Here is a 21,559-nt window from a genome sequence, read left to right on the forward strand (position 1 = left end):
ATCAATGCTCACGCTTCTGGGAACGCAGCATCTCGGCATAACCGATCCCGCGCTCCAGGCAAACAACGATGAGCGCGAGACGCTTATCACGCGTGGCATCAGTTTTAGCTGCATCCACCCATTTGCTGTAGTAATTACGGTGGGCACGCGGCATTTTGCAAAATGCATCTGACGCAGTATCAGATTCTTTCAGTGCGTTTACCAGTAAGGGGTTCAATTCATATTCGCTCTGATCGAGCTGCAGCTGTACCTGCACCATTGCGCCTTCTTTTTTGGCAATGCCTTTACGCATGGCAGCGTTTACAGGAAGAATAAAGCTCCCGTCGCCCATAGGCAATGCAGAAGCACCGGAAAATACATATTTGTCCAGTTTCCCTTTTACACGATACGACTTCCGGACGCCGGGATTGATTTCCTCCGACAGATCTGACGGAATAGAAAGATAAGTCCATCCGGTCTTTTCGCCCTTTTCGCCGAACCGGAGCAGGGCAGCCTCAAAACGGATCATGAGCGCACAGGTTGGGATTTATTCTGCGCATCTACCACCGCAATGGCCACCATATTTACGATCTGGCGGACGGTACTTCCGAGTTGCAGCACCTGCACCGGCTTGTTCATACCGATCAGGATAGGCCCTACAGCTTCTGCCCCACCCACTTCCTGCAACAGATGATACGCGATATTGCCCGCTGCGAGATTCGGGAATATCAGGATATTAGGAGATTCCTCCACAAGACTCGAAAAAGGATAATTTTCGCGCAGCAACTCCTTGTTGAATGCAACCCCCGCCTGAATTTCCCCATCAATCGTAAGCCCGGGATATTGTGCTTTTACTTTGGCAACGGCATTACGAACGGTAACGGTTTCCGGGAGCTGCGAACTGCCGAAGTTGGAAAACGACAACATGGCGACAACCGGCTTAATATTCAGCGACGATACAAATTTTGCGGCCTGCACGGTAATGTCGACCAGTTCATCTTCTGTGGGATGCTCATTGACTGTGGTATCGGCGAAGAACAAAGGACCTTTTTTGGTCAGCATCATGTACATACCCGACACTTTGCAGACATTTTCTTCCACCCCGATGATCTCCAGCGCCGGACGCAATGTGCTCGGATATTGACGGGTAAGCCCTGAAATAAGGATATCCGCCTCGCCCAGCTCCACCATCATGCAACCGAAGTGGGTGCGGTCGCGCATCGTCTTTTTCGCCTCATACTGGTTCACGCCTCTGCGTTGGCGCTTTTCAAAATACAGCTTTCCGTAGCGTTCGCGGGTGCATTCCTGATCGTCGCTTTTGGGATCGATAATCAGCACGCCTTCAAGCGACAGGTCGTTGTCACGGATAAGATTGGATATTTTTTCCGGACGGCCCAGCAGAATCGGCTCGGCGATTCCTTCATCGCGCACCTGCTGCGCCGCTTTCAGTATTTTCAGATTTTCCGCTTCAGCAAACACCACCCGTTTGGGGGACTGCTTCGCCTTATTGATAATGAAGCGCAGAATATTTTCATTTTCACCCTGACGGCTGTACAGTTCCGCCTCGTACTTCTCCCAGTCGCTGATGGGCTTACGTGCCACACCGCTTTCCATAGCGGCGCGTGCAACGGCAGGTGCGACTGTGGTGAGCAGGCGCGGATCGATTGGTTTCGGAATAATGTAGGTTTCGTCGAAATGGAGGTTCTTCTGACTGTAAACTACGTTCACTATATCGGGAACAGGCTCTTTGGCAAGCGCAGCCAACGCTTTAGCGGCAGCCAGCTTCATTTCTTCATTGATAGCAGTGGCACGTACATCCAGTGCTCCCCGGAAAATGTAAGGGAAGCCGAGTACGTTATTGACCTGGTTGGGATAGTCGCTGCGTCCGGTTGCGAGAATCGCATCGGGTCTTGCGGCGAGTGCGGTTTCATACGGAATTTCCGGTTCCGGGTTCGCCAGAGCGAAGATAATAGGACGTTCCGCCATAGGGGTGATCATGTCTGCAGTGACGATGTTGCCAACGGACAATCCGAGGAACATGTCGGCACCGGACAACGCTTCCCGGACAGAGACCGCAGGCTTGTTCTGTGCAAACTGTTTCATCTGCTCGCTGAGGTCGGTGCGGGAGGAAACAACCATTCCGTTCACATCGAACATATATATATGCTCCACTTTTGCCCCGAGCGCGAGGTACATTTTGCAACATGCAATTGCTGCTGCACCCGCGCCGCTCACCACGATCCGGATGTCTGCAATATTTTTACCGACAAGCTCGAGCGCATTCAGAAGTGCTGCCGCAGAAATGATCGCAGTACCATGCTGATCGTCGTGCATGATCGGAATGTTCAGTTCTTTTTTCAGGCGGGACTCAATCTCAAAGCATTCCGGAGCCTTGATGTCCTCCAGGTTGATTCCCCCGAAAGTAGGCTCCAGCGCTTTTACCACGGAAACAAAATGGTCGGCATCCTGCACATTGAGCTCGATGTCAAACACATCGATATCGGCAAATATCTTGAACAGCAGTCCCTTTCCTTCCATGACCGGCTTTCCGGCCTCGGGTCCGATATTGCCTAGTCCCAGTACAGCAGACCCGTTGGAAATCACCGCAACGAGGTTGCCTTTGGAAGTATAACGATAAACGTCTTCGGGATTTTTCGCAATTTCCTTGCAGGGTTCGGCCACACCGGGAGAATAAGCCAGAGAAAGATCGCGCTGGGTTTTGGTTTCCTTTGAGGGGATCACCTCGATTTTACCGGGTCTGCCCTTTTCGTGGTACTCCAGCGCATCTTCTTTTCTGATCAGATTGGTCATGTTTGACTTGGTTTTACAGTCGGTAAAAATAAAAAAAGAAAGCATCGGAACGATACTTAATTCGTCCCGATGCTTTCCTATATCTTATACATTAGTTGATTCCGAGTAATTCCACTTCGAATATCAGTGTGGAATTGGGCCCGATAGCCGCACTCACATGACGGTCGCCATAAGCCAGGTCGGCAGGCAGGAACAGACGCCATTTGCTACCCAGGGACATCAGCTGCAAAGCCTCTGTCCAGCCACGGATTACCATATTGAGCGGGAAAGAAGCGGGCTGACCGCGCTGTACGGAGCTGTCAAAAACGGTACCGTCGATCAGCGTTCCATGATAATGACAGGTTACTTTATCAGTCGCGCCGGGTTTCGGACCTTCGGCAGCTTTAATAATTTCGTACTGTAAGCCGCTGGGCAGCGTCACCACGCCTTCGCGTGTTTTATTATTTTCCAGGAATTTGGTCCCTGCCTCCAGGTTCTTCCTGGAGAGTTCCTGCTTCGATTGAAATAAACGATCAGCGATACTCATATTATAGATTTTGCGGCTAAATTAAACGAATTCCTTTGTTTCCCGCAGGTATAATCTTTATACCGTAAAGTATTAACCAGTCCTTTGCTGTTTTTTAAACAAATAGGCTGTTTTACCGGGAAATGCGCTTTAAAAAAGTAACTTTGCACTCCTTTTGCCGGGTGGCAAAGGAAGGAATTTATCATATGAGTTCTATTATTGAGAAACTGGAAGCGATCAAAGCCCGCTTCGACGATTTAGGCGTTGCACTGACCAATCCTGAGGTGGTGAGCGACAATAAGCGTTTCACTACCGTGAGCAAGGAATACCGCAAGCTCGAAAAGGTAATGGATCCTTACAAAAAATACCGTGCCTGCCTGGATGGAATTGCATTCGGCAAGGAAGTACTGGAAACGGAAAGTGATCCGGAATTGCGCCAGATGGCCAAAGAGGAGCTGGATGCCCAGCAGGGGCAACTGGAAGTGCTGGAAGAGGAAATCCGCCAGCTGCTGATCCCGAAAGATCCCCAGGATGAGAAAAATGCTGTGCTGGAGGTTCGTGCGGGAACGGGTGGCGATGAGGCAAGCATCTTTGCCGGCGACCTGATGCGCATGTACCTGCGCTATTGTGAGCGCAAAGGCTGGAAAGTGAGCGTGGTAAGCGAAACAGAAGGAACCGTGGGCGGCTACAAGGAAATTCAGCTGGAAGTGCAGGGAGAAGATGTTTATGGCACACTTAAATTCGAAAGCGGCGTACACCGCGTACAACGCGTACCGGCTACCGAAGCCAGCGGACGGCTGCATACATCTGCAGCAACCGTGGTAGTGATGCCGGAAGCAGAAGAAATTGATTTTGAGCTTAAAGAGAGCGACCTGAAAATGGAAACCGCGCGAAGCGGCGGTGCGGGAGGCCAGAACGTAAATAAGGTAGAAACCAAAGTAATCCTTACCCACGTACCTACCGGAACCGTGATCACCTGTCAGACAGAGCGTACACAGCTGGCCAACCGCGAGAAGGCAACACAGATGATGCGTACCAAACTCTACGAAGAACAGGTGCGCAAAGCGGAGGAGGAAATTGCTTCCCGCCGTAAAAGTCTCGTGAGTACCGGAGACAGGTCTGCCAAGATCCGTACCTACAACTATCCACAGGGCCGTGTTACCGACCACCGCATCAACATGACGGTGTACACGCTCGATGCATTTATGAATGGTGAAATCCAGGAGATGATCTCAGCACTGGCTTTTGCCGAGAATGCGGAGAAAATGCAGGCCGGGGAAACAATCATTTAATCCTGAAACTTGTCGCGCAAAAGCTTATTTTGCGGACCTATCTGTTTTATAAAAGTATATTCTGATGAATACACCCACTTTCGATCTGGTTGAGATCGTAAAAGTAGTCCAGCGCAACTTCAAGACAATTGCGGGTATTACAATAGCCGCCACCCTGCTCGGAGCTGTAAGTCACCTGATCAAAGACAAGGAATATACCGCCAACGCGGAAACTTATATGCTGAACCCGATGTATGGCGACCGGAATAATATCCAGCGTCATACCGAAAACCTGCGTTTCGTGGATTACTTCGGAACGGAAGGTGACGTGGATAAAGCAATGACCATGATCGAGTCGAAAGACGTACAGGATTCCGTACTGATCGCAGCAGACCTGTACAAGGCCTGGCAGCTCGATCCTGCAAAACCCAAAGATCGGCTTGCAGCGGAACAGCGCTATAAAAGCAGCTTCGAGGTTAAGCGCACCGAAAACATCAGTATCATGTGCAGTTTCACGGATACAGATCCTGAGCGTGCCGCAAAAACACTGGATATGATCGTTTCCGTGACCGATGATAAATTCCGCAAATATATCGCCAAGGTAAAAGTGAATGCGCGGGAGCAGATCCTGGGCCGCACAAAAATGCTGGAGCAGCAAATAAAGGTGTACACAGATTCCCTGGCGCGTCTGCGGGATCAGTATAAAATATACGACATCCTGAATCCTACCCGCGAAAACCTGATCGTGGGATCAGTGAGCGGAGCCGGAAAGGTAAATGCCGGAGAAGGTGTGGAAAAGATCCAGAATCTGGAAACACTGAAAGACCAGCTTGTGATCGCTCATGCCGAATTATCTGCGGCAGCGCTTGAATTTGAGACCAGCGGCAGCGACGAGGTAAAGATCCTGCATTATGTGAGTACCCCTAAGCCTCCGGTGAAAGCCTCCGGCCTGGGCCTTGTGCTTACCGCCTTAGCCTGTGCTTTCGGTGCATTTTTCTTCTGTGTGGTATTATTCGCCCTCACCGCTTACATTAAGGCGCTTGCGCAAACAGAACGCTGATGCTTGCCTTGCTGGATAAGAACGCTAAAACCGTGCAGCTCGCCGGCATCGTATTACTGATGCTGTGTGTTGCCGTATTCGGTTTTTCAGGCAACCCGCTGTTCCTGGCGGTGCCGTTCGGACTCCTGTTTGCATTCCTGCTGTTCTTTAACTGGAAAACCGGTTTCTGGATACTGCTGTTTTCCGTTCCCGCTTCCATACAGATATGGTTTCTCGGCGACAGCCTCTCCACATCCGTACCAGACGAACCGATCATGTGGCTGTTCCTGCTGCTTTCGGTGGTACTGATCGCCGCAAAGCCGAAGATAATACCGGAATGGTTCTGGCGCAATGGACTCACCATGATCATCGTGGCACAATACCTGTGGCTGATTGTATCAGTAATCTATTCACACGTACCATTGCTCTCGCTGAAATTCCTGGCAGCAAAAACCTGGTTCCTGGCCTCGTTTTTCCTGATACCGGTATTTATTTTCCGGGAGAAAAAAGACTGGATCAAAGCATTCTGGCTGCTGTTTATCCCCACCACTATCCTGGTAACCATCGTGTTCTACAAACACTGGCGATTAGGCTTTTCCTTTGAGCTGATACAGGTTGCGGTGCGCTACCTGTTTTACAACCACGTGGATTATTCGACCTTCCTCTCGATGATATTCCCGGTGATCTGCGTGGCATTCTACCTGAGCCGGGGTAAAGGATTGTTCCTCCGGACTTTTTTCCTGTTCCTGATCGCGTTTTACGCTGCGGCGATTCACTTCGCTTATGCGCGTGCAGCCGTACTGGCAGTAATATTTTCGTTTACAATTATGGCTGCCATCCGTTTCAGGCTGGTGAACTGGATCATGCCCGCCTTTTATGCATTCATTATTTTTATAGTGAGCTATGCGGCTACAAACAACCGCTACATCGATTACCGTCCCGATTTCCGGAACACCTATATGCACAAAAGCTTCAAAGAGCATCTGATTGCTACTTTTAAGGGAAGGGACATCAGCTCTATGGAGCGTATTTACCGCTGGATCGGTGCCGTAAGAATGAGTACAGACGAGCCTGTTAAAGGCTGGGGGCCAAACTCGTTCTATTTTTATTACAAGCCATATACCAATACTTCGTTCGTTACGTATGTAAGTCGGAATCCGGAACGCTCCACCACACACAATTACTTCCTGCTCATGCTGGTGGAACAGGGAGCACCCGCTATGCTGCTGTATGCCCTACTGGTATTTGCGTTTTTTGCGAAAGCACAGAGGGTTTTTCACCGGCACAAAGACAGGTTCTATAAAGCCTGTACCATGGCCGTCGCTATGGTGTTTGCGGCCAGCTTCGTCAACAATTTCTTCTCCGAACTTATAGAAACACATAAGATCGGGTCTATCTTCTATCTGTGCATTTCCCTGCTGATAGTTCTCGACCACAAGAGCCGCGTTTCTCAGCAGAAAGAGGAACCTGAAGCAACGGCTGCACCTCCAAAAATTTAATATTAATTTATTGTTACCATTTCGTAACTTCATTTCACTCAACCAGGGGAAATGAAATTGCGGTCTTACATAGTGCTTTTCATGCTATTGGTCAGCTCTGTACAAGTATCTGCTGACCCTACCCGTAGTTTTGACTTTTACGGCGATTCCCTTAAAATCCAGACCGACTATTGGCAATCCATCCGCTTTGATAAACAAAACTGGAACGCAGATTCTGTGATCGGCTTTTATAAAGCAGCGAGCATGAAGCCTTATCAGGCCTTGGTGAACCGTCTGCTGTATTACCGTCAGAAAAACAAACTGGATGATTGGTTCTATTATCAGCTGGTTCGCAAAACCGCCCAGGAAATATGTGCCAAGCAGGAGAATTTTGAATTGTATACGTTGTATAAATGGTTCCTGATGTGCAAGTCGGGCTTCGATGCGCGTCTGGCGATTTCGGAGCATAAGCTGCTTTTTTATGTGAGAAGTGATGATAATATTTACGACATCCCGTTCTTCCGCAAAAATGGCCGCCAATATGTATGCCTGAATTATCATGATTATGGCAGTCAGCTTGATTTCGATCACCTCAGCTTTTTTGAAGTCCCCATCGAAGACCCTGAAGCGGTAAAGAATTTCTCTTATCGTGTGACACGTATGCCCGACTTTACGAACGAGCAATATCAGGAACAGGATATCCGGTTTGCATACGGTAAGAGGAACTACACTTTTAAGGTGATGGTAAACCCGGATGTGCAAAACATCTTCGTCAATTATCCGGTGGTCGATTACGAAGCGTATTTCAATATTCCGCTCAGCAAAAAAACATATAATTCACTGATCCCCGAACTGAAAGAAGCCGTGAAAGGGATGAGTCAGAAAAAGGGAGTGGATTACCTGATGCGTTTTTCACGCAATGCGTTTGCTTACAAAAACGACCAGGAACAATTCGGGCGGGAAAAAAGGCTTGCACCCGAGCAGATGCTGCAGAAGGGTGTGGGTGATTGTGACGACCGGGCTGCCTTCTTTTTCTCTCTGGTGAAAGAAATTTACAATCTGCCGATGATCGTACTGCTCTATCCGAAGCACGTAACCATTGCGGTACAGTTCCAGCAGCAGGCAGGAAAACCCATTATCTACAAGGATAAAAAATATTACGTGTGCGAGCCCACGCCGCAAATTGAAGATCTTCCGATTGGCCGGATTGCGCACAATCTGAAGCATACGCCCTACGAAGTGGCATATGATTACAATCCGGATAAGCGGTAATCATTTTTTACAGTACTACATTCTGAAGAATAGCGGCCTTTTCGGGATAATCCGTTGTAAAGTGCAGCCCTCTGCTCTCCTGCCTTAATTCCGCAGATTTCACAATCAGATAGCCTATAGTGATCAGGTTGCGGAGTTCGCACAATTGCGGCGACAGCGTAGTGGATGCGTATAATTCCTGGGATTCTTCAAACAGCAGATCAAGGCGCCTCATCGCCCTTTTGAGACGGATGTTATTACGTACAATACCGACATAATCGCTCATCGTGCTTTGCAATTCCTTAAGCCCCTGAGTGATCAGGATCATTTCGCGCGGATCTGTGGTACCGCTTGTATCCCAGGCTGGCACTTCCGTTTTCCAGGATGTATTGTGGAACAAAGCCGTTGCATGTTCTGCACAGCGATGCGCAAAAACCAATGCCTCAAGCAACGAATTGGAGGCAAGCCTGTTGGCTCCATGCAGGCCTGTTGCCGCACATTCACCGCATGCATACAAATACCGGATGGAAGAGCATCCGTGCTCGTCCGTTTTGATACCCCCGCAGCAATAATGCGCGGCGGGCGCGACAGGTATCATCTGCTCAAATACGTCGATACCGTTACGCTTACAGGCTTCATAAATATTGGGAAAATGCTGCAGGAAACGTTCTTTGTCCATCTGACGGCAATCGAGGTACACGAATTCAGTACCGGAACGCTTCATCTCATTATCGATTGCACGCGCTACAATATCGCGGGGAGCAAGGTCTTTCCGGCTATCGTAACGTTCCATAAACGCTTCGCCTTTATGATTGCGCAGGATACCTCCGTCGCCCCGTACCGCTTCGGTAATCAGGAACGATTGATGGGTATTCGGCTGGTACATTGCCGTAGGATGGAACTGGATAAATTCCATATTCTCGATCCGGCCTTTCGCGCGGTATACCATCGCGATGCCATCTCCGGTGGCAATAGACGGATTGGTAGTAGTCCGGTATACCTGCCCTACTCCGCCGGACGCCATCAGTGTAACCCGGGAAAGAATGCGCTCGGTTTTACCGTTGTGCAGGTTAAGTGCGTAAACGCCGTAGCATTCAATATCTGAAGTGGATTTGGTAACCAGATAACCAAGGTGGTGCTGGGTGATAATATCGATCACAAACCAGTGGTTGTACACTTTGATGTTCGGATATTGCTGCATCTCCGTCAGCAGTGCGCGTTCTATCTCAAAACCGGTAATGTCTTTATGGTGCAGGATGCGGTGCTGGGAGTGACCGCCTTCTTTTCCCTGCAGATATTCGCCTTTACTGTCTTTATCGAAGTTGGCTCCCCATTCGATCAGTTCCGCCACGCGTTCGGGACCTTCTTTGACTACAATTTCCACGATCTCCCGGTTGCAGAGTCCGTCTCCGGCTATCAGTGTATCCTGGATATGCTGGTCGAATGTATCCGAATCATGACCGCTCATTACTGCTATGCCGCCCTGAGCGTACTTGGTATTGGTTTCATCGGTATTCGCCTTTGTCAGGATCGTGATCTCCTTATCGGGAAAATTCTTTGCTGTTTTGATCGCAAAGGAGAGGCCCGCAATGCCGGAGCCGATAACCAGGAAGTCTGTCTGCATAGTAAACTGCTGAAAATGCTTACAATATTACTGTATCAGACAATAACTTTGGTGTATGAATCTGATGAGTTTCCCACATCTGCCCGAAGTACTGGAACAATCGCTGAAAGCGCCGCTGCCATCTAAGGAAGCCTTGAAGATGATGTTTCCGAATATCAAGGCCATGCCGGATAAGCTGCCTCCTACTGTTAAAGAGAGTGCTGTGATGGCTTTATTATTTCCGGAAGACGGAGAATGGCACCTGCTTGCAATACGGCGTACCGAAGACGGGCATGCGCATAGTGGTCAGATCGGCTTCCCGGGAGGGAGAAGGGAACCGGAGGATCCGGATCTTCTTACAACTGCTTTACGCGAAACCTTCGAAGAGGTAGGTATCGAGAGCAGCAGAATCCGTGTGGCGGGACAGTTGAGTCCCGTATATGTGGTGGTGAGCAATTTTAATGTATCGCCGTTCGTCGGCTTCATAGACGATGTAGACAACCTTAGTTTGAGCGCTTCGGAAGTGCAATCTGTATTGCGTATTCCCTTACGCGAATTATTTGCACCCGAATCGAAAACACAGACGGAGGTCGTATCTCCGGCTTTTCCGGATATCAAACGAATAGTGAATGCATACCGCATTGCCGGCAATACGATCATATGGGGAGCTACAGCTATTATGATAGCGGAACTGGAACTTGTATTGAGGGATCTGGTTTATCCGAATCCCTGATTACCCGCATATGCGGATAACCAGTTCGTCAAGACTACGACGCACCTTCTTTTCATGCGCCAGGAAATCATTCTCTGCATCACGGTAACCGATAGCAAGCAATGCTGTACTACGCAGTCCCTTCTCCTGTAATCCTAGGAGTTGATCGAGCTGAACAGGATCAAAGCCCTCCATAGGGGTTACATCCACGTTCAGCAGGGCAGCTTCTGCGATTGCAAAACCAAGCGCAAGATAAGTCTGATGTTCGGCCCATACGCGAATAGCTTCATCAGAGCTGTTTTCCATGAAGCGCAGCATAGACCTGCGGAATGCGTCAAGACTTTCCATCGTCACGCCACGGGTAGCACAAATATTCTGAAGGTATTTATCGATATGCGCTTCTGTAAGCACCGAATAAGAAGCGAATACCAGTAAATGGGAAGCTTCCGAGACCTGAGGCTGGTTATAAGCGATCGGTCGGATACGTTCCACCATTTCCCGGTTACGGATCAGGATCATGGTAAAAGGCTGCAACCCCATCGACGTGGGTGCATACTGCGCTGCTTTCAATATCGCCTCTATATGCTCCTCCGGAACGGCCGCTCCGGTCATTCGCTTTGGGGCATAGCGCCAGTGTAAAACATCTTTCAGACTCATATTCCTGGAGTGCAAATTACTATTATTCAGCGTTGAAGCTGCCTGCAAAAAATAATAAGTTCATCGACTATTCCAATAGAAGCAATTCATCGTCATCCGCATTCAGATCCAGGTTGATCTGCTGCAGACCGGCTATTCCGTCCACCGATCCCCGGATATGGGCTGCATTCAGCAATATTTTTTCCAGTTGCTTTTCGCGGGCCTTCCACAATCGCTCCATTGCATCCCGCTCTTTCTGGATGGACATTTTCATGGACTGGAAACCTTCACGTATGGCTTTCCATTGCTCGGAAAATTCGTTGCCGGTAAGGTATTCGTACAGCAACGACATTTTATCTGATTTATTCTCACGGCTCTGGATTACCTGATACACTTTCAATATCTGTTCACGCAGCAGTAATGCCAGTGCGGCCACCTCGCGGAACGAGCATATCCACACACCGTCTTTCATGCCAAACGATTCGATTTCTTTTGGCAGCACCTGTGTCACGATAACGGCAATGTCCCCGCCCTGGCTGCGCATATCTGCTTTTACTTTATCAATCCAATCGTTTGAAAAGGCCGCGGTGCGTTTACTTTCATAAACTATTTTACCACAGGGCTGTCCGAACTGGTTGCGCACCAGCTGTATGCAGTCGCTTCCGCGTTGTCCTTTACCTACCTCCTCAATCTGATCCATAGGAAAACGTTGTCTCAGTAAGGCTTCGAGCATAATCTCCTGCACTTCTCCCTGCAATTGCATAGAACCCTGTTCCGCTTTGCGTTTCATTTCCTCTGCCAGCTTACGCTGCTGTTCCAGCTGCTGTTCTATCTCTTTCAGTTTAAACTGGTATTCCTGTTCTTTGATGCGCGAGCGCTCTTCTTCCTCTTTACGCACCTGCTGCGACAATTCTGAGCGAGCCTGAAGTAATTGTTCCTGCATGCGGATATTCATTTCCTGTTCTTTATGCTGCAATTCGCTCATCTTGCGCAAAAACTCCAACTCCTTCTCTCGCGCGGCCTTCAAGCGTTCTTCGTTCTGAAGATTCGCTTCGTTGAGATGTCGTATCTGGTGTTCGTATTGCTGGACAATGCGGGCTTCCTGTTCCTTTGCTGCCTCCTGTGCGATCACGGTGCGCTGCTTTTCGAACTCACGCTTCAATTCCTGCTCACGCTGTTCCTGCGATGTTCGGAACTCCTGCTCTTTCTGCTCAAATTCGCGCTGCTGCTTCACTTTCCATTCCTGCATCTGACGGCGCATTTCATCGCGCAGTGCATCATTGGGTTCAAACTGTGTATTACAATTGGGACAGGTAATTTTTGTCTGTGACATGTTTCTGACGCTTACTGATTATTCAATGCTTCTTTGTACGCTTTTAATGCCCTGTCGCGGGCAAAACTATGTTCGACTATCGGCTGCGGGTAACTCAGACTATCGAGTTCCGGCACCCACTTACGGATATATTTCAAATCGGGATCGAATTTCTTCACTTGTTCGGACGGATTGAACACACGAAAATAAGGGGCGGAATCACATCCGCAGCCTGCTGCCCACTGCCAGTTACCATTATTGGCTGAGAGGTCGAAATCCATCAGCTTCTTTGCGAAATAGGCTTCACCCCACTGCCAGTTGATCAGCAGGTGCTTCGTCAGAAAACTCGCAACGACCATTCTTACGCGGTTGTGCATTGTTCCGGTAGTATTCAGTTCGCGCATCCCGGCATCTACCATCGGATAGCCCGTTTGCCCCTTGCGCCATGCGTCGAATTCCGCTTCAGAATTACGCCACTTGATCCCGGCATACGCTTGTTTGAACGGGTGTTGTTCCACACGCGGGAAATGAAACAGGATGCTCATAAAGAATTCACGCCACGCAAGCTCTTTCAGATAAACAAGGTTCTTCTTTTGGGCGAATGCAGCCAGTTGCCGGATGCTGATCGTACCGAAGCGCAGGTGCGGTGCAAGGTGCGAGGTACCCTCTACCGCCGGAAAATCGCGCGTTTCACCATAGCGGGCAATCACCTGATGCGGCAGTTCAGGCGCTTTGTATGTAAAGTCGGTTTTCCTGAAACCCAGTTGCTGTAATGATGGAAGCTGTTTATCACGGAATTGCAACAGCGCAGAAAAATATTGCTCCACCGGGTATGCCTTGAGGAAAAAAGGGTTCAGCCTGGCAAGCCATCTTTTGCTGTAAGGTGTATAAACAGTGTAAGGTGTTCCATCGTCTTTCAGAATCTCTTGCGGCTCGAAAATAACCTGGTCTTTACTGTTGTGATACTCAATTCCTGCTGCCGTACATATTGCTGCAATAGTATTGTCCCTTTCAATTGCAGCCGGTTCATAGTCGCGGTTGGCATAAACAGCCGCCACATTATATTCCTGCAGCAGATGCCGGAACACCTCTTCCGGTGTACCGTGTGCGACAAGCATATCTGAACCCAGTGTACGTAATTGTTCCTGTAATCCGCCCACAACCTGGTGTATCATATCCACCCGCCTGTCAGCTTTATCTTCCAGACGGGAAAGGATAGTGGTATCGAAGATGAACAGAGGTAATACCGGCAAGCCTGACCTGAGTGCGTGATATAATGCCGCATGGTCGTTAAGCCGCAGATCACGACGGAACCAGCATATTGCCACAGATTGCTTTTTGTGCATGAGGTAAAGATTCAACCAGTCAAAAGTACGTACAGGTAATTTCTAAAACAAAGACGCCGCAACTGAGTTGCGGCGTCTTTGCATTTATAGGAACCCGATGTATTAACGCATCAGGGTTACATTTCCGTTGTAAGATTCGCTGGTACCATTTTCAAATGATATGCGGATCATGTATACATAAACGCCCATTGGCATTGCCTGACCTTTGTAGTTACCATCCCATCCTTTACCATCAAGCTTATCTGTTTCGAAGATCAGCTGACCCCAGCGATCGAAGATTTGCATGTGGAAAGTGATTGCAGATTTCGCCAGCAGGTTACGAGGCAGGAAGTATGCAGTATAGTCGCTACCTGAACCCGGAGAGAATGCGTTAGGCACTTCAAGGAAGCAGGCTTTGTTGATCGTAATGCTGTCTGAAGAAGCACATCTCCAGTTCTGAGCACGAAGTGAATAGAAACCAGGAGTGGAAACGGTCAATGTGGCAGTTGTATCGCCAGTGTTCCATTCATACTTATCAACTGAAGCTGAAGACAGGTTTTTCAGAACCAGAGGAGTGCTTCCGGGACAGAAATCAATATCATCACCCAGGTTTACATTCGGGATAGATACGCTTTCGATCGTAATAGAAGCTACAGCCGCAGGACATGCAGGGTAATCTCCTTTCAGTTGTACATTGAACACACCACCTTTTGTGAAAGAGTGACGAACATTCAACGTAGAGTAAGCAGGATCACCGTCACCGAAATCCCAGAACAGGCTACGGTATCCCGGAGTAACCGAACCGGAGAAGTTGATCGCCTCACCCTGACAGATTTTAACGGAGTCAGCAGTTACGGACATAACCGGTACAGGGAACACTTCAACAACCTGTTTAGCGCTGTCCTGACAACCATTTGCGTTGGTAACCGTCAGACGAACGGTGTAGGTACCGCGAGCATCTGCGTAAGAGTGAGTAGCATTACTGTCTGTAGATGTAGCCATGTCACCGAATTCCCACAGGGAAGTGTAGCTGCCCGGAGAGCTCGTTGTTGAATTGTTTGTGAGGGAGAGCAATTCAGGACCACAAAGAGAATCTTTTGTTTTCACGAATGCTGCAATTGCCTGACTGATTTCCACATTCAACTGAGAACGGTCACTTTCACAACCATTGATGGTCTGAGTCGCCCAGAAACTTTGTGTTCCTGCAGATGTGTTGTTCGGAGTCGGAGGCAGTGCATATCTGGTTCCGGCTGTGGCGGCATCATACCATTTGAGGTTGCTGCCTGTAGCGGAAACCTGAGCAACAGTATCCCAGATACAGTAAATAGTATCTTTCACAACAGGTGCAGTTGGTTTCTTGGTAACGATTACCTGTATGCGTGCACGCGGAGTTTCACAACCTGCGGCATTTGTCTGACTTACATAGTAATTCACCGTATCAAAATCTGTTCCTGAAGAGCCGGTATAAGCGGTGCTTGGCGTTGGCGCACTTCCTGTCGGCGTTCCTCCGGTAGGAGCGGTGTACCAGTTCAGCGTAGCGCCCGTTGCAGCTGTAGCAGCCAGAGCCGAAGCAGTAGCTCCTTCACAGTAGCGGACAGGGGATACAACCGAAGGTGGAACGGAGAAGCTGATCGTATCTACATAAAACACGAGGTATTGCGTATCACAGTTGGATATACCCGTAGCAGTGTAGGTTTTAGGTCCCCAAACAGTTACTACCAGTGAGTCTCCGTACACCGCACCATATGGATAAGTAACAGATCCGGTTACGGTTGGGATTGTTCCGCCCGGAGCGATCAGGGTAGAAGTTCCGGTAGCAGTCATGTAGTTCGGGAAAGAAGGAGTAGTCCACACCCATTTGTACTGACCACCATTGATGATGCGCAGGTTAACGGTTTTACCCGGACAAACACGGAAAGTGGAATATGGAGAGTAAGGAGAACCTGCTGATTCAAATTTAGGAGCGGTCTCGCCCAGAGCAGAGTCAAGGTCAGCCTGTTTCAGGATGTAAGTGTAAGCAAGGGATGTTTTCTGACCCGGAGCAAGTGTTCCGAGGTTAAATACCATTCCAATTGCAATATCCTGATTGATGGTGGCTGTACCTACGTTATAATAGAATCCGGAAGAAGTGGAAGCGGTACCTGACTGGTTGTACACATCAGAAGGTTGTGCACTGAAAGGCCAGGGGTTGAAAATACAGCACTTAGCGCGACAGTCTTTAGTACCCAATCCCAGGTAAGCCTGAGTCGGATAACCACGACCATTAGCCGTCACCAGACAGTTTTTGGAAACTGCATTCGGCTGGAATACCACGCGGTTGTCTGTAGGGAAACCGCCGCCGGGCCATGGCTGATCATTATCCGGGTCAAGTCCGCGGAAATAATAAATGTTATTCACCGTAGAGGAACCCACGTTTTCGATATCCACGAAGATAACGAAGTACACCTTATCCTTTTTAACTACCGTTTTCTGAGTAATCTGAAGGTTACCGTTTGTACCTTGCCAGATTGTTGAATAATCTGTACCGGTAAGGGTGGCAGACACATTCGCACAGGCAGAACCCGGACAGCTGCCGCTGGAAGGACAGTTACGATAGCGATAAGTATTACCGTTATACTGAAGATCCCAACCTTCGTACGGAGAACCCGGAACGAAGTAATCCCCCATGTAGTTTGCACTACCGGGAGCAGCAACACCCCAACCGTCTTTATCAGGATCAGAAACGAATCCTAAAGATCCGGCTACGTTCGGGTGATAGCCTGAAGGCGGAGTACATCCTCCGAAAGCTCCGGTTACCGAAACTCCGACCTCAACGTAATCTCCGTAAATAAACGCGTTCGGGGCCGAGAGCTGGGCCTCAGCCTGCGTACCCCATAACAGGGAGCACGCCACGAGCAATTTTGAGAAAAGATTTTTCATTTTAATCTTTTAAGGGTATTAAAGTTTATAGAAGCGGCAATCCAGATCGACTATTTGCTGAACTGGAATGTGTAAATGCTTTGTTTGTTGTCACCCATGAACAGATTTACATTGTACTTGCCTGCAGGCAGCTTTTCAATGTTCCAGTCTGCTTTGTACAGATATACCTGAGATTCAGGTTTCCATGTATGAACAACCTTACCCGCTGCATCGGTGATATTTGCGGAAAAAGGCATAGGATTAGGTGTATGAATGGTAACATGAGCTACAGAAGTGGGATGCTTCGGCGTCAGATCATAGTTAACATTAACTTTTTCACGGTCGTTCAACGGGTATAAGAAGTTACCTCTCACGCCATCGTAGTTTTTAACCGCCTCTTCATTGGCGTTAACAACAGCCGATTGGGCTTTAGATACGGTACCAAGACCCAATACAATTGCGAAGGTTACAAATATCTTTTTCATAGTTTAGATTTCTATATTTTGGATGTGAATTTACGATTCGCTTTTTTAAATTCCAAATTTTCCTAATCGAACATAAACCCGTCTAACTAACGGTAGACGTCTGCTTTTTTGCAGAGGTTGGCTGCATTTAATCGTGTTAACAATTTATTAACCATTATAATTTTTCGTACAGTGCTCTCAGCCGCTCACGCGTCATCTGGCGCTCCCAGTCTTTACCCAGTGCATTTTCCCATAAAAGTTTCATTCCCAGGGAAACATCAATCATCTTGTTGAACTCGTCATCACTCAGACCTGCGCATACACCCGTTGGAATATGTATATTATGTTTTCTGACCATTTCGTGGAATTCAGCCACCCCTTCGGGATAAAACTCCTGCAGATGATTAAAAACGATGCAGTTCCCGATGCCGTGCTTGGTTCCCAAAAGGTAGGAAAGTCCATAGCTTACGGCATGTGCGACCCCAACCTGGGAATAAGCAATGCTCATCCCGCCTGCATATGACGCCATCATCAGCTGCTCATCGCTGTCTTCATCCCAGACATCCTTACGCAGATACACGTTACGGCACATTTCCAGCGCTTTTTCACCATATGACTTGCTGAACATATTCAGAAAAGTTCCATCCAGGGACTCAATGCAATGGATATAGCAGTCCATACCTGTATAGAAGTTCTGGTCTTTAGGTACGCCTTTTATCAATTCCGGATCCAGGACTATCTGATCAAACGGTGTAAAATCCGAATTCATACCCAACTTTTTCTCGGGCCCGGTGAGTACGCATGTGCGCGATACTTCAGCGCCAGTGCCGGAAATAGTTGGAATGCCCACTTTATAAACCGCTTTGTTCTTTACCAGATCGTATCCCTGATAGTCCTGTGCCCTACCCTCATTGGTCATCATGATCGCAACCGCCTTTGCGAGATCCATTACGGAGCCGCCGCCGATCCCGATAATGCCGGAAACAACCCCATGACGTTCCCTGATATTACGGGTGATCTCATCCACATAAGACGTTTTGGGCTCATGCGTCACATCGGCAATGATCAGTTCGTCTGTTCCCCTGAGCGGAATACGGCTTTGAAACGCAGCATCCTGTTCGAAATGATGGTCCAGCAAAAAGATCATGGGTTTACCGTCGCTCCGGCGCGGAGCAAGGATTTCATCCAGTTGGGCGAAACATCCGCGGCCATACACCACATAGTCCACCATTTTAAAATTTCTGAATTGCATATAGTATGTTGCTTTCTTTTATTATTTACTCCCACCCTTTCTCATCCATAATCGCTTCCGCCCGTTGTATATCTTCGGGTGTATCTATCTCCACACCCATATATCGGGTAATTGCCATGCGCATCCGGATTCCGTTTTCGAGGAAACGGAGGCATTCCACCTTTTCGATATCCTCTAACGGGCTTACCGGCCAGCTGACAAATTGCATCAGCGCAGGCTTGGTGAACGCATATACGCCGATATGTTCATAATAGGTGCGTTTTGCCTGTGTATTACGCGGATACGGGATTACGCTACGGGAAAAAAACAAGGCATTACCGTGCAGGTCCAGTGCGACTTTAACGAAGTTCGGATCTTCGATGAACTCCGGATGGCTCAGCTCCTGAACGAGCGACCCTACCAGGGTGCCGGATTCTTCAAATAAACCCAGCAGCTGCCGGAGCGGCTCACGTTGTACAAAAGGTTCATCGCCCTGAATGTTCACGAAAACATCCGCTTCCATGCCGGCCACCACTTCCGCAATCCTGTCCGTACCACTTTCGAAAGTGCGGCTGCTTTTTACCGCTTTACCGCCACAGCTGATCACTTCGGCAATAATGTCGTCATCGTCGCTTACCACGATTACATCGGCAAACAAGCCCGTACGTACGGCAGATTCGTATGTGCGCCGGATAACGGTCTTTCCTCTCAGAGAGGCCAGCATCTTACGCGGGAAGCGGGTAGACCCGATGCGCGCAGGTATTAAAGCTACTGCTTTCATAGAGTCCAAAATTAGCTTTATGATCAGGAAATGCCGAAAAAAGATTTACACAAGCGCGCATAAAACAGCCGCCCAATCTTCCGGGTCAGGATGCATCGCTATTTTGCGGCTTTCGGCTGCCATCCGGAACAGTTCCTTATCCGATACGGCGAAAATCTGCTTTAGTTGTTTACGTATATCTGCTGTATCTCTACCGTCGCATATCCATCCGTTACCTTTTAAAAAAAGATCGGAGGCGCCGCACTGATGCGATACCAGCAAGGGCATACCTGCCGCAGCAAACTCCTGTATCACCATCCCCCAGGGTTCATCGCTGCTGCAAAGGCAGAACACGCCGCCTTCCGAAGCCAGCTGCGCGAGTTCCGGCTGACTCTTATGCGATAACAGACGGATATTGCCGGCCCGCAACAGCGGATCATCAGACATAGAGCCGTTTCCCGCGATGGTCAATATCCAGCCTCTTCTTTCTGTATCCGCTATGTCGCGAAAGGCTTTAACAAGTCCCTGAAGCTTGTGAGGTTCCAGTCGCCCTGCGTACAATAAGCGTTTGGGAAAGGCTGTTGCCTGCCTGTTCGCAGATACGGGCCAGGTTGCTGAAAAGAGGCGCGTATCGGTCGCATACAACCCTTCCATTATCTGTTCCTTACGAAAACCCAGGCGCTGCGCATAGGAATACTGACGTGAACCGGGAACCCACGCATGGGTAAAAGATGACGGTATTGTAAACGGAGCGATCAGCAGGTGTATTCGCTGACGAAAGCTCCCTTTCCATTGTGTATCCATGGCGCAGACAGTGTGCGCCCCATCCGCTTTCAGGGTACGGCACCAGGAGAGGTATATCCGGTACATCCATCCCGCACAAAACACAAGATCGGGCTTAAAAGACCGGATCTCTTTCCAGAAGAAAGTTTCCGGTTCGTAATCATAGGTGAATATCCGTAGCGGTCCGGTGTTGAAACGGAGCAATTCATTTTCCGGACAACGCTGCGTATAGACCAGAATTTCCACATCCGCCGCTGCCATCAGTGCATTTATGCCGGAACACAGATAGGGCTGCAACCGGGCAGTAAGGAATAAAATGCGCTTCGCCATTGCTCAAAGATACCACTCAGAACAAAATCCTGTACCTTAGTCGTACGACATGAAATTCATCATTAATGCAACCAATCTCAGCAGCGGCGGAGCGCTCCAGGTAACACGGAGCCTTATGTATGAGTGGGGCAGGTCCGACGCGGGCCATGAATTTCATTTTTTTCTTTCTCCATATTTCGGCGAGTCCGATTTGTCTATGCAGCGTCCGTGGCTGCATATTACCCGACTCGCGGAAAAACCCGTGTATGGAACTGTACAAATGTCGCGCCATCGCCGCTTCATGCAGCAGCAGGAACTAAAGATCGGGCCCGACGCAATATTTACGGTGTTCGGCCCGTCACTGTGGCGACCGGAAGGCCCGCATCTGTGCGGCTTCGCCAACGGCGTATTTCTGTTCAGCAGCGATGCATTCATAAAGGAGCGTTTCAGAAAAGGGCTTTTCAGCAAACTGTCCTACGCGTTGCGCCGTATGCTGCTTTTCCGCGAATTGAAAAATAATGCCGATCATTTCTGGGTAGAGACAGAGACTGCAGCCAAAGCTTTATCCAGGGAAGTACACATCAGCAGTTCCGCAATCAGCGTCATCGGCAACACGTATCCCGGGTTACTGCGTTACGCACCTGTTGCACCTGACGGCGACAGACTCCGACTGCTTTACCTGAGCGCCTACTACCCGCATAAAAACTTTGAAATACTGCCTTCGCTGATCGGGCAACTGGCGGCAACTAACAGAAAAGTTACCTTTTTACTGACACTTCCTGAGTCTGCGTTTCAGAAACTGGCGCAGCAGATTTCCGTTGCCGGTTATCTGGAGAATATCGGTCCGGTGACAACAGACCAGCTACAGAGTTGTTACGACCAATGCGATGCCGCATTCATCCCTTCGCTGCTGGAAACTTTTTCTGCAAGTTTTCCGGAGGCCATGCAGACAGGGAAACCAATTTTGTGTTCCGACAGACCTTTTGCCCACGATATCTGCGGCGATGCAGCCTTGTATTTTGATCCGCTGAATGTACAGGATATTGCAGCCAGGATTGAAGCCATAGCATCTTCTGAAGCATTGCGGCAAACCCTCACTCAAAAAGGTTTTGCACGGCTCGCAAAAATGGAAACTCCTGAAGGTCGCGCCCAAAAATTATTAAGTTTGCTGCAAAAGATCGCCAAACGATAA

Annotated in this window: 18 protein-coding genes; 6 read left to right on the plus strand and 12 right to left on the minus strand. The window is 48.9% G+C overall.

Going from position 1 to position 21,559, the window contains the following annotated elements:
• Position 1: 1 nt before the first annotated feature.
• From ABD846_RS11280 to bamJ, 3 genes are all read right to left on the minus strand, one after another.
• Positions 2 to 508 carry a DUF1905 domain-containing protein gene (locus ABD846_RS11280; protein ID WP_344826829.1) on the minus strand — a complete coding sequence of 169 codons (507 nt, stop codon included), beginning with the start codon at positions 506 to 508 and terminating at the stop codon, positions 2 to 4.
• Positions 505 to 2,790 (minus strand): NADP-dependent malic enzyme, encoded by a 2,286-nt coding sequence (locus ABD846_RS11285; protein ID WP_344826832.1) that lies wholly within the window; start codon positions 2,788 to 2,790, stop codon positions 505 to 507. The genes ABD846_RS11280 and ABD846_RS11285 overlap by 4 nt, the downstream gene beginning before the upstream one ends.
• Positions 2,791 to 2,881: 91 nt before the next feature.
• Positions 2,882 to 3,316: a BamJ family beta-barrel-assembly machinery protein gene (gene bamJ, locus ABD846_RS11290; RefSeq protein ID WP_425568037.1), complete on the minus strand. Its 435-nt coding sequence runs from the start codon at positions 3,314 to 3,316 to the stop codon at positions 2,882 to 2,884.
• A 185-nt stretch (positions 3,317 to 3,501) separates the two neighbouring features.
• Between bamJ and prfA the strand changes: the two genes are divergently transcribed.
• The 4 genes from prfA to ABD846_RS11310 all read left to right on the plus strand — a co-directional run bounded on the left by prfA (position 3,502) and on the right by ABD846_RS11310 (position 8,355).
• Positions 3,502 to 4,587: a peptide chain release factor 1 gene (gene prfA, locus ABD846_RS11295; RefSeq protein ID WP_344826834.1), complete on the plus strand. Its 1,086-nt coding sequence runs from the start codon at positions 3,502 to 3,504 to the stop codon at positions 4,585 to 4,587.
• A 64-nt stretch (positions 4,588 to 4,651) separates the two neighbouring features.
• Positions 4,652 to 5,626 (plus strand): Wzz/FepE/Etk N-terminal domain-containing protein, encoded by a 975-nt coding sequence (locus ABD846_RS11300; RefSeq protein ID WP_344826837.1) that lies wholly within the window; start codon positions 4,652 to 4,654, stop codon positions 5,624 to 5,626.
• Positions 5,626 to 7,104 carry an O-antigen ligase family protein gene (locus ABD846_RS11305; RefSeq protein WP_344826841.1) on the plus strand — a complete coding sequence of 493 codons (1,479 nt, stop codon included), beginning with the start codon at positions 5,626 to 5,628 and terminating at the stop codon, positions 7,102 to 7,104. The genes ABD846_RS11300 and ABD846_RS11305 overlap by 1 nt, the downstream gene beginning before the upstream one ends.
• Before the next feature lie 51 nt (positions 7,105 to 7,155).
• Positions 7,156 to 8,355, plus strand: a complete 1,200-nt coding sequence (locus ABD846_RS11310) for a hypothetical protein (RefSeq protein ID WP_344826844.1) — start codon at positions 7,156 to 7,158, stop codon at positions 8,353 to 8,355.
• Positions 8,356 to 8,362: 7 nt separating this feature from the next.
• Here ABD846_RS11310 and nadB read toward each other — a convergent pair whose 3' ends face one another.
• A complete protein-coding gene (nadB, locus tag ABD846_RS11315; protein WP_344826848.1) occupies positions 8,363 to 9,958 on the minus strand; it encodes an L-aspartate oxidase in 1,596 nt (531 codons plus the stop codon).
• 55 nt (positions 9,959 to 10,013) lie between these two features.
• Between nadB and ABD846_RS11320 the strand changes: the two genes are divergently transcribed.
• Positions 10,014 to 10,670, plus strand: coding sequence for an NUDIX hydrolase (locus ABD846_RS11320; protein WP_344826851.1), 657 nt, complete (start codon positions 10,014 to 10,016; stop codon positions 10,668 to 10,670).
• Here the strand turns inward: ABD846_RS11320 and ABD846_RS11325 are convergent, their stop codons facing one another.
• From ABD846_RS11325 to ABD846_RS11360, 8 genes are all read right to left on the minus strand, one after another.
• Complete coding sequence (locus ABD846_RS11325; RefSeq protein ID WP_344826854.1) at positions 10,671 to 11,306, minus strand: nitroreductase family protein; 636 nt, start codon at positions 11,304 to 11,306, stop codon at positions 10,671 to 10,673.
• A gap of 67 nt (positions 11,307 to 11,373) precedes the next feature.
• The gene (locus ABD846_RS11330; protein WP_344826856.1) at positions 11,374 to 12,618 is read right to left on the minus strand and encodes a DUF2130 domain-containing protein; all 1,245 of its coding nucleotides are present in this window, start codon (positions 12,616 to 12,618) and stop codon (positions 11,374 to 11,376) included.
• Positions 12,619 to 12,629: 11 nt separating this feature from the next.
• Positions 12,630 to 13,943 (minus strand): cryptochrome/photolyase family protein, encoded by a 1,314-nt coding sequence (locus tag ABD846_RS11335; RefSeq protein WP_344826860.1) that lies wholly within the window; start codon positions 13,941 to 13,943, stop codon positions 12,630 to 12,632.
• A gap of 102 nt (positions 13,944 to 14,045) precedes the next feature.
• A complete protein-coding gene (locus ABD846_RS11340) occupies positions 14,046 to 16,841 on the minus strand; it encodes a PKD domain-containing protein (RefSeq protein WP_344826863.1) in 2,796 nt (931 codons plus the stop codon).
• Between the two features lie 50 nt (positions 16,842 to 16,891).
• On the minus strand, positions 16,892 to 17,305 hold the full coding sequence (locus tag ABD846_RS11345) for a hypothetical protein (RefSeq protein WP_344826865.1): 414 nt from the start codon (positions 17,303 to 17,305) through the stop codon (positions 16,892 to 16,894).
• 154 nt (positions 17,306 to 17,459) lie between these two features.
• Entirely contained in the window at positions 17,460 to 18,536 is a 1,077-nt protein-coding gene (locus ABD846_RS11350; RefSeq protein WP_344826868.1) for an iron-containing alcohol dehydrogenase family protein, read from the minus strand.
• A gap of 25 nt (positions 18,537 to 18,561) precedes the next feature.
• The gene (gene kdsB, locus ABD846_RS11355) at positions 18,562 to 19,296 is read right to left on the minus strand and encodes a 3-deoxy-manno-octulosonate cytidylyltransferase (protein WP_344826871.1); all 735 of its coding nucleotides are present in this window, start codon (positions 19,294 to 19,296) and stop codon (positions 18,562 to 18,564) included.
• 45 nt (positions 19,297 to 19,341) lie between these two features.
• Positions 19,342 to 20,388, minus strand: a complete 1,047-nt coding sequence (locus ABD846_RS11360; protein WP_344826873.1) for a glycosyltransferase family 4 protein — start codon at positions 20,386 to 20,388, stop codon at positions 19,342 to 19,344.
• 49 nt (positions 20,389 to 20,437) lie between these two features.
• Here ABD846_RS11360 and ABD846_RS11365 point away from each other — a divergent pair, with 49 nt between their 5' ends.
• Positions 20,438 to 21,559 carry a glycosyltransferase gene (locus ABD846_RS11365; RefSeq protein WP_344826876.1) on the plus strand — a complete coding sequence of 374 codons (1,122 nt, stop codon included), beginning with the start codon at positions 20,438 to 20,440 and terminating at the stop codon, positions 21,557 to 21,559.

It is taken from the genome of Rurimicrobium arvi (assembly GCF_039540495.1).
Lineage (GTDB): Bacteria > Bacteroidota > Bacteroidia > Chitinophagales > Chitinophagaceae > Rurimicrobium > Rurimicrobium arvi.

Excerpts from the sequence above, each read along its gene's own strand:
- ABD846_RS11335 (WP_344826860.1), bottom strand. The coding sequence starts at position 13,943 with ATGCACAAAAAGCAATCTGTGGCAATATGCTGGTTCCGTCGTGATCTG.
- ABD846_RS11300 (WP_344826837.1), top strand. The coding sequence starts at position 4,652 with ATGAATACACCCACTTTCGATCTGGTTGAGATCGTAAAAGTAGTCCAG.
- ABD846_RS11320 (WP_344826851.1), top strand. The coding sequence starts at position 10,014 with ATGAATCTGATGAGTTTCCCACATCTGCCCGAAGTACTGGAACAATCG.
- prfA (WP_344826834.1), top strand. The coding sequence starts at position 3,502 with ATGAGTTCTATTATTGAGAAACTGGAAGCGATCAAAGCCCGCTTCGAC.
- ABD846_RS11310 (WP_344826844.1), top strand. The coding sequence starts at position 7,156 with ATGAAATTGCGGTCTTACATAGTGCTTTTCATGCTATTGGTCAGCTCT.
- ABD846_RS11365 (WP_344826876.1), top strand. The coding sequence starts at position 20,438 with ATGAAATTCATCATTAATGCAACCAATCTCAGCAGCGGCGGAGCGCTC.
- ABD846_RS11360 (WP_344826873.1), bottom strand. The coding sequence starts at position 20,388 with ATGGCGAAGCGCATTTTATTCCTTACTGCCCGGTTGCAGCCCTATCTG.
- ABD846_RS11280 (WP_344826829.1), bottom strand. The coding sequence starts at position 508 with ATGATCCGTTTTGAGGCTGCCCTGCTCCGGTTCGGCGAAAAGGGCGAA.
- kdsB (WP_344826871.1), bottom strand. The coding sequence starts at position 19,296 with ATGAAAGCAGTAGCTTTAATACCTGCGCGCATCGGGTCTACCCGCTTC.
- bamJ (WP_425568037.1), bottom strand. The coding sequence starts at position 3,316 with ATGAGTATCGCTGATCGTTTATTTCAATCGAAGCAGGAACTCTCCAGG.
- ABD846_RS11325 (WP_344826854.1), bottom strand. The coding sequence starts at position 11,306 with ATGAGTCTGAAAGATGTTTTACACTGGCGCTATGCCCCAAAGCGAATG.
- ABD846_RS11350 (WP_344826868.1), bottom strand. The coding sequence starts at position 18,536 with ATGCAATTCAGAAATTTTAAAATGGTGGACTATGTGGTGTATGGCCGC.
- ABD846_RS11285 (WP_344826832.1), bottom strand. The coding sequence starts at position 2,790 with ATGACCAATCTGATCAGAAAAGAAGATGCGCTGGAGTACCACGAAAAG.
- ABD846_RS11340 (WP_344826863.1), bottom strand. The coding sequence starts at position 16,841 with ATGAAAAATCTTTTCTCAAAATTGCTCGTGGCGTGCTCCCTGTTATGG.
- ABD846_RS11330 (WP_344826856.1), bottom strand. The coding sequence starts at position 12,618 with ATGTCACAGACAAAAATTACCTGTCCCAATTGTAATACACAGTTTGAA.
- ABD846_RS11305 (WP_344826841.1), top strand. The coding sequence starts at position 5,626 with ATGCTTGCCTTGCTGGATAAGAACGCTAAAACCGTGCAGCTCGCCGGC.
- ABD846_RS11345 (WP_344826865.1), bottom strand. The coding sequence starts at position 17,305 with ATGAAAAAGATATTTGTAACCTTCGCAATTGTATTGGGTCTTGGTACC.
- nadB (WP_344826848.1), bottom strand. The coding sequence starts at position 9,958 with ATGCAGACAGACTTCCTGGTTATCGGCTCCGGCATTGCGGGCCTCTCC.